General features: G+C 65.6%; 9 protein-coding genes. 8 read left to right on the top strand and 1 reads right to left on the bottom strand.

Annotated features, from left to right (window positions below):
• Positions 1-38: 38 nt before the first annotated feature.
• Positions 39-3,455 (top strand): carboxypeptidase-like regulatory domain-containing protein, encoded by a 3,417-nt coding sequence (locus G452_RS0109680; RefSeq protein ID WP_155887644.1) that lies wholly within the window; start codon positions 39-41, stop codon positions 3,453-3,455.
• 88 nt (positions 3,456-3,543) lie between these two features.
• Here G452_RS0109680 and hcp read toward each other — a convergent pair whose 3' ends face one another.
• The gene (gene hcp / locus G452_RS0109675; RefSeq protein WP_022662061.1) at positions 3,544-5,166 is read right to left on the bottom strand and encodes a hydroxylamine reductase; all 1,623 of its coding nucleotides are present in this window, start codon (positions 5,164-5,166) and stop codon (positions 3,544-3,546) included.
• Between the two features lie 151 nt (positions 5,167-5,317).
• Here hcp and G452_RS0109670 point away from each other — a divergent pair, with 151 nt between their 5' ends.
• The 7 genes from G452_RS0109670 to G452_RS0109640 all read left to right on the top strand — a co-directional run bounded on the left by G452_RS0109670 (position 5,318) and on the right by G452_RS0109640 (position 13,575).
• The gene (locus G452_RS0109670; RefSeq protein WP_022662060.1) at positions 5,318-6,196 is read left to right on the top strand and encodes a FecR family protein; all 879 of its coding nucleotides are present in this window, start codon (positions 5,318-5,320) and stop codon (positions 6,194-6,196) included.
• Between the two features lie 154 nt (positions 6,197-6,350).
• Positions 6,351-6,737 carry a hypothetical protein gene (locus G452_RS0109665; protein ID WP_022662059.1) on the top strand — a complete coding sequence of 129 codons (387 nt, stop codon included), beginning with the start codon at positions 6,351-6,353 and terminating at the stop codon, positions 6,735-6,737.
• Positions 6,738-6,746: 9 nt separating this feature from the next.
• A complete protein-coding gene (locus G452_RS18850; protein ID WP_022662058.1) occupies positions 6,747-8,015 on the top strand; it encodes an EAL and HDOD domain-containing protein in 1,269 nt (422 codons plus the stop codon).
• 79 nt (positions 8,016-8,094) lie between these two features.
• Positions 8,095-8,934: a hypothetical protein gene (locus G452_RS0109655; protein WP_022662057.1), complete on the top strand. Its 840-nt coding sequence runs from the start codon at positions 8,095-8,097 to the stop codon at positions 8,932-8,934.
• 95 nt (positions 8,935-9,029) lie between these two features.
• Entirely contained in the window at positions 9,030-9,278 is a 249-nt protein-coding gene (locus G452_RS0109650; RefSeq protein ID WP_022662056.1) for a hypothetical protein, read from the top strand.
• 124 nt (positions 9,279-9,402) lie between these two features.
• Positions 9,403-10,497, top strand: coding sequence for an efflux RND transporter periplasmic adaptor subunit (locus G452_RS0109645; protein ID WP_022662055.1), 1,095 nt, complete (start codon positions 9,403-9,405; stop codon positions 10,495-10,497).
• 3 nt (positions 10,498-10,500) lie between these two features.
• On the top strand, positions 10,501-13,575 hold the full coding sequence (locus tag G452_RS0109640; protein WP_022662054.1) for an efflux RND transporter permease subunit: 3,075 nt from the start codon (positions 10,501-10,503) through the stop codon (positions 13,573-13,575).
• The last annotated feature ends 141 nt before the right edge of the window (positions 13,576-13,716 follow it).

Raw genomic sequence — 13,716 nt, 5'->3', positions numbered from 1 at the left:
TGCCAACTCCCCGCCCCCCTTCGGGGAAAGGAGAAGCCGTGTTTCGATTGCCGCGCGGCGGACAGGCTCTTTCCCGCGTCACGTCCTGCCTGATTTTTCTGTTGCTGCTGCCTGCCGCCCTGCCCTGCCAGGCGCAGGACACGGTGCTGCGTCCCGGCGACGGCGTGTTTTCCCGCGACGTGACCCTTGCGGACGCGGCCAAGCATCTTCAGCTCGGCACGGACGGCGCGGACCAGAGCCTCAAGTTCTGGACCTCGTTCCGCAAGAGCCTGCCGGAGAGCGCGGAGAACTTCAAAAACGCCCTGACCATGCTCGTGCTCGTGGACACCATGCTCAGCGGCCCGGCCGATCCGAAACGGTTCCACAAGGCCCTGAAGACCGTGCTGGACTTCGGGGCGGGCGCGTTCGTCACGGCATACGAGGACGCGGGCTACATGCCCCTGGCCACGGTGAACACCCTCTTCACGCTCTACAATGAATCCCTGATCTTCTTCCGCGACCGCGTGTTCCTGCCCGGCCTGGCCGACGAGTTCTACGACGTCTACAAGAGCCACCGGCTCGGAAGCGGGCTGCGCGAGCACGAGGCCGCCTGGAACCTGACCCACATTCCCGAACCCGTGGTGGCGGACGTGGCCCTGAACGTGGTGCTCAAGGCCCACGGCGTGGAGCCCGGACTCTACGAGGGCCTCAAGTTCGACAAGGAACACCTGGCCAGGGCCGCGCGCAGCGCCGAAGGCAAGGCAGCGGGCAGGACCATCCGCATCGACGCCCAGCCCGGCGCGGACTATTCCGGCCGCAGCTTCCTGATCAACCGCGACATCGGCGAGCGCATCGAGATCAAGACCGGGTTCGTGCAGGGCTACGAGCAGCAGATGCTCTCGATCATGACCACCATCACCTCCCGCGACATGGACCAGCGCGCCGACGCGCAGACAACCGGATACAGACCGCTCTCGGCCTCGGACGAAAAGGCCGTGGAAACGGAAATCCGCGCCCTGTTCGAACGCATGAAGGTCATGGACATGGGCGAGAAGCTGCGGGAGGAAGCCGTGGACCACATCGGCAACACCTTCCGGCTGCGCTACGAGCGCGAACTGGCGGAGCAGGTGCTGCGCGAGCGCGCCGCCGTGGCCAGAAAGGCGCTGGCCGCCGAGGCGGCCCGGCTGCGCGCGTATGCGCGGGTCCGGCTGGTCACGGTGCGCGGGCTCGGACCGGACGGAGAACCCGTGCCCCTGGAAAGCGCGGCCCTGTTCGTGGACGGTTCCCTCTGCCGGAGCGAAACCAACGGGGGCAAACCCTGCGCCACCAACCGATTCGGCCTGGCCGCCCTGCACCTGTCTCCGGGCGGGCACGACGTCCAGGCCCGCGCGCCCGGCTTCAAGCCTGCGGAAATCCGCATTTTCGCGGACACGCCGGACACGGCTTCGGCCCCTCCGGAAGAATACGAAGTGCTGCTCGAACCGGACGCGCCCCGCGACGTTGCGGTATTGCTGACCTCCGGCCAGGACGGGCCGCCCCTGGCCGGCGCCCGGCTGAACCTGCGCGTCGGCAACGCCTCCCCCCTGACCGCGACCACGGACCAGGACGGCCAGGCCCTTTTCGCGGCCGTGCCGCCCGTGGGCCCCTATGGCCTCGACGCCCAGGCCGATTCCCACGCGCCCGGCTCGCTGAATGATCCGGACCTGAGCGACGGAACGCTGCGTTTCTTCCTCGAACCCTACCGGACCGAAATCACGGTGCTCGCCCTTGACCTCGAAGGCGCGCCCCTTGTCGGGGCAACGATCCGCATCGGCGAGCACGAGCTGCCCACCGACGCCCAGGGCCTTGCCGTCTTCAAGAACATGCGCCCCTCGCCCGAGGGCGGGTATGCGCTCACGGGCAGGGCGAGCGGCCTGCCCCCTGTCTCGCAAACGCTTACGGTGCGTCCTGCCCGCCCGGACGAAACCCTGCGCGTGGAGCTGCCCTTCAAGGTCAAGACCGGCATTCTGGCCGTGGTCCGCGACGCGAGCGACCGGGTGGTGCCCGGCGCGATCGTGGTGGTGGACGGGGTGGACGGTCCCTCCCGGCACACGACCGACGCCAACGGCTACCTGCGCCTCCAGGACGTGGGGCTCGGCGGCCACTACCTGCATGCCGAGGCTCCGGGATTCCAGCCCGCGCCGGACGCGGAAGTGCTCGTGACCGTGGACCAGCCCATGCACAAGGTCCGGCTGGAGCTGCGCACGGGCGTGACCCTGAAGGTTCTCGCGCTCGGACCGGACGGCTCGCCCGTTGCCGGGGCCACCCTGACGCTCGACAACGGCAAGGGCGTGCGCGCGCCTGCCGGGTCCGCGACCTTTGCGGACGTGCAGCCCGGCAAGCACGTGCTCACGGCTTCCTCCGATCTTGGCTCGGTCCGGCTGGAACTGGACGTGAGCGCGCAGGACGGTCCGGTCCGCACCGTGGAATTGCGCCTCGCCCCTGTGGGCGGCTCCGTGGTGGTGCAGGCGCGCGGCGCGGACGGCAAGCCCGTGACCGGCGTGCGCGTCGTGCTCCTGAAGGACGGCAAGCCCTTTGGGGAAAAAGCAGGAAACGGCGTACTGTTCGATAATTTGACGGAAGGTTATTATACAGCGGAAGTTACCGCGACTTCGCATGATTCCGCCTCCAGCAAGCCGCGCATGGTCCGGCCCGGCGACCCGGCGGCCACCATCACCGTGAGCCTGCCCGCCCGCGAGGAGGAAAAAGCCGTGCCCGGCAAGCTCCAGCACATGCTCAAGGATCGCGTCGCGGAAAACACCTGGCAGTACAGCGGCATCAGCCTGAGAATGCCGGACGGCTCCTCGCGCAAGCTGGCCTTCAGCCAGGAAGACAAAAGCGCGGCCCTGGCGGCCTTCTGCGCCACGGTGGACGGCGCGCCCGCGACCAAGCAGCGCATGCCCCACGTCGGGTCCACCGCGGGCAAGACCTACGACCTCTCCGGCAGGCTGGTCTGCGACGGCAAGTCCCAGGGCGGCGTGACCTGCGCCACGTACATGTCCATCACCTGCGTGGTCCGGCCGGAGTGCAAGCCCGGCGACCCGAAGTGCGACCCCGCGGCGCCGAAACCGACCCCTCCCGGAGCGGACGCCCCCCCTTCCGGCAACTGGTCGTACTCCTCCTACGGCAGTTCCGGACAGCAGCGCACCTACCGCTTCGTGCGGCTGGGAGGCGATCCCCTGGCCGTCACGGACGCGCAGGCTCCGGCGGCGTTCTGCCGCAGCCAGGGCCTTTCCGCAGCCCCCCAGCCCTCCGGCAACATCACCAACTGGCAGGGCCGGACCGTGAACGCTTCCGGAGGGACGGTCTGCCGCACCAAGAAGGCGGGCGGCACGGAATCGGTCTGCCCGGCCTACCGCGACATCACCTGCACGGTCCCGCAGCAGGCTCCCTGCGACCCGAACGATCCGCTCTGCGGCCTGGACAAGGATCTCTGATCCCCCCTTGCCGGGGCGAACAACAAGGGGAGGGCCGCGACGGCCCTCCCCTTTCTCCATGGAGAGTAACGGATGGAGGTGACGGAAACTATCCGAGAATGGCCTTGAGATCCTCGTCCGGCGTGGAAATCGGTTTGATGTCGTAGTTTTCCACGAGGTAGCCGAGCACGTTCGGCGAAAGGAACGCGGGCAGGGTCGGTCCGAGGCGGATGTCCTTGATGCCCAGGGCCAGCAGGGAAAGCAGGATGACCACGGCCTTCTGCTCGTACCAGGAGAGCACCAGGGAGAGCGGCAGGTCGTTGACGCCGCACTCGAAGGCGTCGGCCAGGGCCAGGGCGATCTTCACGGCGGAGTAGGCATCGTTGCACTGCCCCACGTCCAGCAGGCGGGGAATGCCGCCGATGTCGCCGAGCTGCTTGTCGAAGAAGCGGAACTTGCCGCAGGCCAGGGTCAGGACCACGGTGTCCTTGGGGGCCTTTTCCACGAACTCGGTGTAGTAGTTGCGGCCGGGCTTGGCGCCGTCGCAGCCGCCCACGAGGAAGAAGTGGCGGATGGCCCCGGCCTTGACCGCGTCGATGACCTTGTCGGCCACGCCGAGCACGGCGTTCCGGCCGAAGCCCACGAGCACGGAACCCTTGTCCTCGTCCGCGGGGAAGCCGTCCATTTCCAGAGCCTTCTCGATGACCGGGGTGAAGTCCTCGTTGCCCACGTGGACCACGCCGGGCCAGCCCACCAGCCCGGTGGTGAAGATGTTGTCCTGGTACGCGCCTGGCTTCTGGATGCAGTTCGTGGTCATCAGGATCGCGCCGGGGAACAGGGCGAACTCCTTCTGCTGGTTCTGCCAGGCCGTGCCGTAGTGGCCGTGGAAGTGGGAATGCTTCTTCAGCTCCGGGTAGCCGTGGCAGGGGAGCATCTCGCCGTGGGTGTAGACGTTGATGCCCTTGCCCTCGGTCTGGCGCAGCAGCGTGGCCAGATCCTTGAGGTCATGGCCGGAAACGAGGATGGCCTTGCCCGCCTTGGGACCGAGCGGCACGGGGGTGGGCACGGGGTGGCCGTAGGTGCCGGTGTTGCCCGCGTCGAGCAGTTCCATGGCCCGGACGTTGACCCGGCCGCATTCCAGGGCCATCTCGACCCAGAATCCGAGATCCTTGTCGCGGGTGGTGGTGGCGGCCAGGGCGCGGTGCACGTATTCATAGACTGCGTCATCCCACTGGCCGAGGATGCGGGCATGGTCGGCGTAGGCGCAGAGGCCCTTGATGCCGTAGATCACGGTCTGCTTCAGGGACTTGATGTCCTCGTTCGGCTCCGGGTCGCCGGCGATGCCCACGGATTCGCCCTGGGCCACCAGGGCGTCGTGGCCCACGGCGGGCTCGAAGTCGATTTCGTCGCCAGCGGGCACCTGCACGCCCTTGGCCTTGAGCTTGCCCTTGAGCTCGTCGCGCAGGACCACGGCGCGCCGGATCATGGGAGCGAAGCGGGCCGGGTCGAAATTCACGTTGGTCAGGGTGGAGAAGACGGCCTCGGCGCTGAAGCGGTTCACGCCGTCGTCCACGATGCCGTTCTTGCGGGCCAGGTCCGCCGCGATGGAAAGTCCCTTCATGGCATGGATGAGCAGATCCTGAAGCGCGGCGACTTCGGGGGTCTTGCCGCAGACGCCCATCTTGTCGCAACCCTTGCCTTTGGCCGTTTGTTCGCACTGATAACAAAACATGGATGCTTCTCCTTGGTTTTCGTTTCCGTTGGATGCAACTTGCCTCTTTCGTTCCTCCTGCTGTATGATCCAAGTCAAATCTTGCTGTTCAGAATAACCCTTTTTTGCTTTTTTCCGTATTCGCACCCGTTATTTTATGAGGAACGATCCGATGAAACTTCTTTTCCATCGCTTTTTCCCCCTCTTGATACTTCTTATGGTTGCCTTTCCCGCTTTTGCGAGCCAAAACCCCATCGGCGAGGTCCAGACCCTGCGCGGAACCGCCGTTGCCGTCGACGGCGGACAAAAGCGCATGCTCGCCGCCGGGGACAAGCTCTTCCGCAGCGAGACCGTGGCCACCGGGGCCGAAAGCTTCCTCCAGGTCATGTTCGAGGACGGAACCGTGCTGGCTCTGGACGCCCACACCGAAATGGTCCTCAACGACGTGGCCTACGAACCGGGCGACAGCGAGAACCGCATTTTCGACATCGACATGGTGGCGGGCACCTGCCGCTTCGTCACGGGACAGATCACCAAGCACAGCCCGGACAAGTTCAAGATCGGCAGCCCCCTGGGCACCATCGGCATCCGAGGCACCGAAGGCGGCGTGAGCGCTCCCGCGGACAACGCCGGTGAATACGGCGCGGGCCTGGACGCTGCCATGGGCGCGCCCGGCTCCGGCTGGAATCCCGGTCCCCGGCCCGGCGTATCCCAGGAAACCGTGGCCCACATCAACGGCTCCACCCGCAGGCCCATGTCCTTCACGGACACCTTCGGCAAGACCGTGGAAATCGGACGCGGACAGGCCGTGGACGTGAGCGCGGGCACGGGCGCGGGCGCGCCGCGCGGCATCAGCGCCCAGGACCGCCAGACCTTCAGCCCGGCTGATTTCAGCACCTCGGCCAGCGTTCCCTCGGCCTACAAGCCCAACTTCAGCGGCTACAGCGCTTCTCCCGGCCTTTCCGGCGGTGTCATCGGCGGCGGCGCCGGAGACGGCTCCGCAGGCGCTGTCGGCGGCGGCGGCGAAACCGGTGGCGGGGCCCATCCCTGATCCGGCCCCCAACGCCTTCCGCTGCATCCGCGCGCTTCCAGAACGGCTGCGGCCCGCCTCCCGGCAACGGAAGGCGGGCCTTTTTCGTGAGCGGGATGAGCTTATCCCCTCCGGGCGTGGACTTCGTTTTGCGCAGCTTGTATGGAGATATGGAATGAACACTTCAACCTTCGAGGTCGCCATGTTTCCAAAACGGTCCCTGTTCCTCGTCCTTGCCGGGCTGGCGCTGCTCTCTGCCGGAGCCGCTCCCGCCTCCGCCGAGGACAAGCTCATGATCTATACGGAAACGGCCGCGTTCGTGGACTGGATCAACGTGGTTCCCGACGTGGAGCTGACCCCGGAAAACACCCCGGAAACGTTCACGGCGGTGGTGCGCAAGCCGGGCAAGCTCATGGGCTTCGGCCTGCCCGTGCACCTTGCGGACACCGTGACCATCACCCTGGTGGCCCCTTATACCTGGCGCGTGCAAAAGGGCGAGGACAGCGTGGACATCGACACGAAGAACAAGATCCATTTCTCCCACTACCCCAAGTTCCAATAAGGAGCGTTCATGCCCGCCGCAGCCCCTCCGCTTCTCGGCAACGACTCCGACGAGAGCGTCTTCGTCGCCCGGCAGCCCATTTTCAGCGCCGATCAGGAGGTCTGGGGCTACGAACTGCTTTTCCGTTCCTCGGCATCGGCCCAGACCGCGCAGGTCACGGACGACGACCTGGCCACCTCGCAGGTCATCGCGGACGGATTCACCCTGGCCCGCCCGGGGCTGCACGAGGGGCAGCGCATGCTCGTCAACTTCCCGGAGCGGCTGCTCCTGGAGGAAACCGCCCTGGCCCTGCCCCCGGACATCTGCGTCGTGGAAATTCTGGAAACGGTCGCGCCGACGGAAGCGGTGCTCGACAAGCTCCGCCAACTCAAGGCCGAAGGCTACACCATCGCCATGGACGACTACGCCGGGGAGCCGGAGCTGGAACCCTTTCTCGACGTGGCCGACATTCTCAAGATGGACATCCTGGCCCTCGGCTCCGACCCGCAGCGCATCCGGGACGCCCTGGCCCAGATCGGCGGACGCAAGCTGCGGCTGCTCGCGGAAAAGGTCGAAAACGAGGAGGTCTTCCGAACCTGCGCGGAACTCGGCTTCGAACTTTTCCAGGGCTTCTTCTTCAGCAGGCCCGAAATCATTCCCGGACGCAAGGTTCCGGCGGGCATGGCCGCCAAGCTCGGTCTGCTCAAGGAGCTGTCCGATCCGGACTTCTCCGCCGAACGCATCGCGCAAATCATCAACACCGACCCGTCCCTGTCCTATCGGCTCTTCCGCTACGTGAACTCCGCGGCCTTCGGGCTGCGTTCGCGGGTGGAATCGGTCAGCCACGCCGTGAACATGATCGGCCAGCGTCCCCTGGCGCGCTGGCTTCAGGCCGTGATCCTCGCGGACCTGAACCCATCCTCGCGGGCCTCGGAGGTCAGCTTCCTTTCGCTCCAGCGCGCCAGGTTTCTGGAAAACCTGGCTCCTGCGATCGGGCTGCCCCCGCAGAACGCCTTCACTCTCGGCCTCTTCTCCCTCTTGGATTCGCTCCTGCGCGTCTCCATGGATGAAATCCTGGCGCAGCTCCCCCTGGAAGAAGAGATGGCCTCGGCTCTGATGGGCATCTGCGATTGCCGCATGGGCTTTGCGCTCGACCTCGCGCGCGGCTACGAGCGCGGAGACATCAAGGGCATCGGCTCGGCGGCCCAGGCCCTGGGACTGAAGCGCTCCGATGCGGACAGGGCCTGCGTCGAGGCCCTGGCCTGGGTGCAGGACGTGCTCGCGGAATCAAAGCATTGATCCTGTCCCGCGAGACTTGCCCCGCGCGCCCTGTTCCGGCTACAAGGAGCTTCCGATTCCGAAACGCGAGAGGCCAGGCATGAGCGAACACACTTCTTCCCAATACGTCGAGGACGTACGCAACCTGATCTACGAGCTGGCCCTCAAGGCCTGCCGCAAGCAGGTGCTGGTCTTCTCCAAGGAACTCAAGATGAAGATGAGCTCCCTGGGCATGGAGCGTGCCGTCATCGAAGACGTCATCCGCGCCGCCTTCCAGGGCTACTCGACCATGCAGACCTTCAAGGACGAATCCTCCCAGCAGATGCTGACCATCCTGGACGCCTACCTGCGCCCCAGCAACAGAGGCCGCGACGGCATCGGCCGGCTGATCACGGAATACGGCATCGCGCGGGCCTACAAAAAGACCGTGCTCTACCCCGACGGCTCGCGCCAGGACGACGCCGCCCGCGAAAACTTCACCAAGGGAATCATCCCCCGGCCCCTGCTGCGCTATTTCCTGGTGGCCGTGCGCGGCAGCATCGCGGCTCTGGACGGATTTTCGGCCAAGCCCGTGCTCTTCAGCGAGCACAACGAAGCCATGCAGGAACGGCGCGAAACGCTCAAGGAACTCGTGGAGGAATTCACCACCCAGTACAATTACGGCAAGACCGCCACGGACTGGCGCAGGCTCTGCGACGACGACCGCGCCCGCCGCATCGGCCTTGAGCTGCTGAACGACGTGCTCGCGAACATGCAGTCCCTCGGCGCGGAGCGCTTCCTCAAGATCGTCAACAACGTCCAGAACAGCGACAAGTACCCCGAAGAACGCATGCTCATGAAACGGCCCTTCTCCCTTGCGGACGTGAAGCAGCTCACGGTGGCCCTGACCCGGGGACGCCAGCTGCTGGCCGAGTCCCTCGGCGTCCCCCTCCCGAACTGATTTTCCGCCTTCCGCCCCTCAAGTTTTTTCCCTCTTGCGCCGATAAGGCCCATGAGACGCTTTCCGTTTTTCAGCATCCAGGAGCCCCCGTTGCCATGAAGGTTGTCGAAGGCCAGATTCCCATGTTGGAATTTTTCAGCGACTTCAGCAAAGTCAGCCACAGCTTCGCTTCCGAGAACTTTCGGGAGTTCGTAAGGCGCGTCGCCCAGTCGCAGAAGATCTACGCGGACGTGGTGCCCCGCTGGATCCAGCCCAAGCCCCTCATCAACGCGGACGGCTCCATGAGCGGCGATTTCGTGGACCCCTTCCTGGACGAAGGACGCATCTTCAAGGCCCGCACCTGACCGCTCCCGGCCTTGCGCCGGAAACCGCTCCTCTCCCCCCGCGCGGCTTATTCTTTTTCCGCAAGCCCTTGCAATTATCGGCAAGGCGTCGCATCCTGCGTACCATCCAGAATCGGAGGTAGGCATGAAATTTCCATTGCAGACAATAGGCATCCTGTGTCTGGCCGCGCTGACTCTCGCCACGAGCGGCTGCTCCCGCGATCCGGGGCCGGAAAAGGAAGTGGTCCGCCCCGTGGTGACCATGACTGTCCGCTCCCCGTCCGAAGCGCGGGTGCGAACTTTTTCCGGCGTGGCCCAGACCGCCATCGAATCCAACCTCAGCTTCCGCGTTTCCGGAGAAATCCTCGCCCTGCCCGCCAAGATCGGCATGGCCGTGCGCAAGGGCGACCTCGTCGCCAAGCTCGACCCCACGGATTACGAGCTTCAGGTCAAGGAGGCGGACGCGGCCCTGGCCCAGGCCATGGCTTCCTTCAACCAGCTCAAGGCCGACTGGCAGCGCAAGAAGTCGCTCTACGACTCGCGGACCATCTCCAAAAGCGAGATGGACCAGGCCGAAGCGTCCTACCGCTCGGCAGCTGCCCAGGTGGACGCGGCGCGCAAGCGGCGCGATCTGGCCCAGCAGCAGCTCAACTACACCGTGCTCAACGCCCCGGCGGACGGCTCCCTGGCCCAGGTGCCCGTAAACGTGCACCAGACCGTGCAGGCCGGGCAGACCATCGCCTCGCTCTCGACCACGGGGAACATGGAGTTCGAAACCGCCGTGCCCGAACGGCTGATCTCCTCCATCCGCGAGGGGGACAAGGCCGTGGTCCGCTTCGAAGCCATCCCGGACCGCGATTTCGAGGCCCTGGCCGTGGAGGTGGGCGTGGAGGCCGTGCAGCTCTCCACCTTCGCCGTGACCCTGCGCATCGTGGACGACGATCCGCGCATTCTGCCCGGCATGATCGGACAGGCTGAATTCTCCTTCCGCATTCCCGAAGGCGCGGACATGATCGTGCCGCCCCAGGCCGTGGCCGCCTCGCCCGACGGCGGCCGCTTCGTCTGGATCGTGGACCGCAAGAGCATGACCGTGTCGCGCCGCGACGTGCGCATCGGCGGGCTGAGCACGGAGGGACTGGAGGTGCTGGAGGGGCTTGCGCCCGGCGACGAACTGGTGATCCGCGGGGTGCATCGGCTGGAGGAAGGCCGCAAGGTCCGGCTGCTGGAAGCGGAGGGTTAGAGCATGGCCCTTGCCCAATGGTGCATCAAGAACAACCGGACATTCCTCGTGGCCATGCTCTGCATCGTCTTTTCCGGCATTTCCACCTACATGACCATCTCCCGCCTGGAAGACCCGGAATTCACCATCCGCGACGCCATGGTCGTGACCTACTTCCCCGGAGCCACGCCCTACAAGATGGAATCCCTGGTCACGGAGGAGCTGGAAAAGGCCATCCGGACCATTCCGGAAGTGGAGCACGTGCTTTCGGAATCCATGAACGGAATCTCCATCATCCGGGTCAAGGTCTTTGAACGCTACACGGACATGAAGCCCATCTGGGACCGGCTGCGCAACGAGATCGACGACGTGGCCCCGAAGCTGCCCTCCGGGGTGGTCGGCCCCTACGTCAACGACCAGTTCGGCGACGTGTTCGGCATCGTGGCCGCGCTGCGCGGCGACGGCTACAGCTACCGCGAGCTCAAGGAATACGCCGAGCGCATCCAGGACCGGCTGCTGGCCATGCCGGACGTGGGCAAGGTGGCCATCCACGGCGAGCAGGACGAAGCCATCTACGTGGAGTTCTCCGACGCCAAGCTCGCGGAACTGGGCGTGAATCCCAAGCTCATCCTCGACGTGCTCAAGTCCCAGAACGCCATCACCCCGGGAGGCAACGCCCTGGTCGGGCCGGAGCGCATCGTCATCGAGGCCACGGGCGAGTTCAACAGCATGGAGGACATCGCCCGGACCACCTTCGTCATCCCCGGAACCGCCAGAAACGTCTCCCTCGCGGACATCGCCACCATCCGGCGCGGCTATGAGGATCCGGCCGCGACCATGACCCGCTTCAACGGCGAGAACTGCCTGATGATCGCCGTGAACATGGCCAAGGGCGGCAACATCGTGGAGCTTGGAGACAAGGTCGCCGCGCAGTTCAAGGAAATCCAGGCCGACCTTCCCGTGGGGCTGGATCTCGATTTCGTGGCCTACCAGCCCAAGTTCGTGCAGAGCGCCATCAACGAGTTCATGGTCAACCTGCTGGAAGCCTTCGCCTTCGTGGTCATCGTCATGCTGCTCTACGCCGGGCTGCGCACGGCCGTGGTGGCCGCCATGCTCGTGCCCATGGCCGTGCTCATGAGCATCGCGCTGATGCCCTTCTTCAACGTCGTGCTCCAGCGCGTGTCCATCGCCTCGCTGATCATCGCGCTGGGCATGCTCGTGGACAACGGGGTCGTGGTCAGCGAGGCCATTCTCGTGCGCCTCGCCGCCGGACAGGAGCGCATGAAGGCCGTGGTCGAGTCGGTCAAGGGGCTGCGCATTCCGCTCCTGGCCGCTTCCCTGACCACGATCTTCGCCTTCCTGCCCATCGCCACAGCCCAGAGCATGGTCGGCGAATACTGCCTGTCCATGTTCATCGTCATCACGCTGACGCTGCTCAGCTCCTGGGTACTCTCCCTGACCTTCGTGCCCTTCTGCTGCTACTACTTCCTCAAGCCGAAGCTCCAGCGCCAGACCTTCGAGAACGTCTTCTACCGCCTCTATCGCGGCTTCCTGCTCCTGGGCCTGAAGCAGCGCACCCTTTCCGTGGGCGTGGCCGTGGCGCTCATGGCCGTGGCGAGCTGGGGCTTCACCAAGCTGCCGCAGACCTTCTTCCCGCCCAACGAACGGGACATGTTCATCATCGACTTCTGGCAGCCCTACGGCACGGACATCGGCACCACGTCGCAGCGCGTGGCCGACCTGGAAAACTGGCTGCTGGCCCAGGACGAGACCGCCTCGGTCGGCTCCATCGTCGGCTCCGGCGGACCGCGCTGGTATCTGGCCCTCTCCCCGGAGCAGGACAACCCCAACTACGCCTTCATGATCGTGAACACCAAGACCATCGAAGGCGCGGCCACCCTGCTGGACCGGACCCGCGAAGAGATCGCGGCCCACTTCCCGGACACCCGTGCGGACGTGAAGATGCTCGAAAACGGGCCGCCCGTGGGCGCGCCCATCCAGGTCCGGCTCTCCGGGCCGAGCATGAAGACGCTCTATTCCCTGCGCGACCGGGTCAACACGATTCTTGAATCCACTCCGGGCGTCTACGACATCTGGGACGACTGGGGGGAATGGACCAAGAAGCTCCAGGTGGACGTGCAGCAGGAGAACGCCAAGCGCGTCGGCATATCCACCCAGGACATCGGCTTCTCCCTGAACGCCATCGTCAACGGCACCACCCCCACCAAATATCGGGAGGGGACAGAAGACATCCCCATCGTGCTCCGGCTCAAGGAGTCCGAACGCGTGGGCCTGGGCCGCATCGAGGACGCCAGCGTCTACAACGTCAATTCCTATTCCAGGGTGCCCCTCTCGCAGGTCGCCACGGTACGGCTGGTCTGGCAGCCCAGCGACATCCGCCGCCGCGACCACCAGCGGACCATGACCGTCAAGGCCACGCTTTCCGGACGCTTCGCCAGCGACGCCCTGGCCGACATCCAGCCGCGCATCGACGCGCTGACCCAGAGTCCGGACTGGCCGCGGGGCTACAAGGTCGAGTACGGCGGCGAGCAGGAGGAAACCGCCAAGGCGCAGCGCTCCATCTACGTGGGCCTGCCCCTGGCCATGCTGCTCATCGTGCTGACCCTCGTCTCCCAGTTCAACTCCATCCGACGCACCCTGATCATCCTGCTGGCCATCCCGCCCATGATCATCGGCGTGACCTTCGGGCTGCACGTCTCGGACGCGCCCTTCGGGTTCATGGCCATGCTCGGCATGATCAGCCTCATGGGCATCATCATCAACAACGCCATCATCTTCATCGACCAGGTGGACATCGAGAACAAACGGGGGCACACGCCCCAGGACGCCATCGTGGTCGCGGCCCAGCGGCGGCTGCGGCCCATCCTGATGACGGCCAGCACCACGGTCATCGGCCTGATTCCGCTCTCCCTCCAGGGGGGCGAGATGTGGCGGCCCATGGCCAACACCCTGATCTTCGGCCTCTCCTTCGCCACCTTCCTGACCCTCGGCCTCGCGCCCGTGCTCTACTCCATCTTCTTCAAGGCCGGCTTCAAGGGCTACGAGTACGACCCCGAAATCCTGAACGACGGGGACTAATCGCCGTCCGTGAAAAGACGAACCGGGGGAACCCTTTCTTGCAGAAAGGGTTCCCCCGGACCCCCTCCCAAAGACCGTTCATGGGCCGGATGCCGGACGGCATCCGGCGGGAGGGTTGCTTCTTTTCCCGACTGATAGCGG

The sequence above is a fragment of the Paucidesulfovibrio longus DSM 6739 genome (genome assembly GCF_000420485.1).
Taxonomy (GTDB): domain Bacteria; phylum Desulfobacterota; class Desulfovibrionia; order Desulfovibrionales; family Desulfovibrionaceae; genus Paucidesulfovibrio; species Paucidesulfovibrio longus.
This window is presented reverse-complemented; position numbering and strand designations above follow the sequence as displayed.

Coding starts and splice junctions, on each gene's coding strand:
- hcp (WP_022662061.1), bottom strand. CDS start 5,166: ATGTTTTGTTATCAGTGCGAACAAACGGCCAAAGGCAAGGGTTGCGAC.
- G452_RS0109670 (WP_022662060.1), top strand. CDS start 5,318: ATGAAACTTCTTTTCCATCGCTTTTTCCCCCTCTTGATACTTCTTATG.
- G452_RS0109665 (WP_022662059.1), top strand. CDS start 6,351: ATGAACACTTCAACCTTCGAGGTCGCCATGTTTCCAAAACGGTCCCTG.
- G452_RS18850 (WP_022662058.1), top strand. CDS start 6,747: ATGCCCGCCGCAGCCCCTCCGCTTCTCGGCAACGACTCCGACGAGAGC.
- G452_RS0109655 (WP_022662057.1), top strand. CDS start 8,095: ATGAGCGAACACACTTCTTCCCAATACGTCGAGGACGTACGCAACCTG.
- G452_RS0109650 (WP_022662056.1), top strand. CDS start 9,030: ATGAAGGTTGTCGAAGGCCAGATTCCCATGTTGGAATTTTTCAGCGAC.
- G452_RS0109645 (WP_022662055.1), top strand. CDS start 9,403: ATGAAATTTCCATTGCAGACAATAGGCATCCTGTGTCTGGCCGCGCTG.
- G452_RS0109640 (WP_022662054.1), top strand. CDS start 10,501: ATGGCCCTTGCCCAATGGTGCATCAAGAACAACCGGACATTCCTCGTG.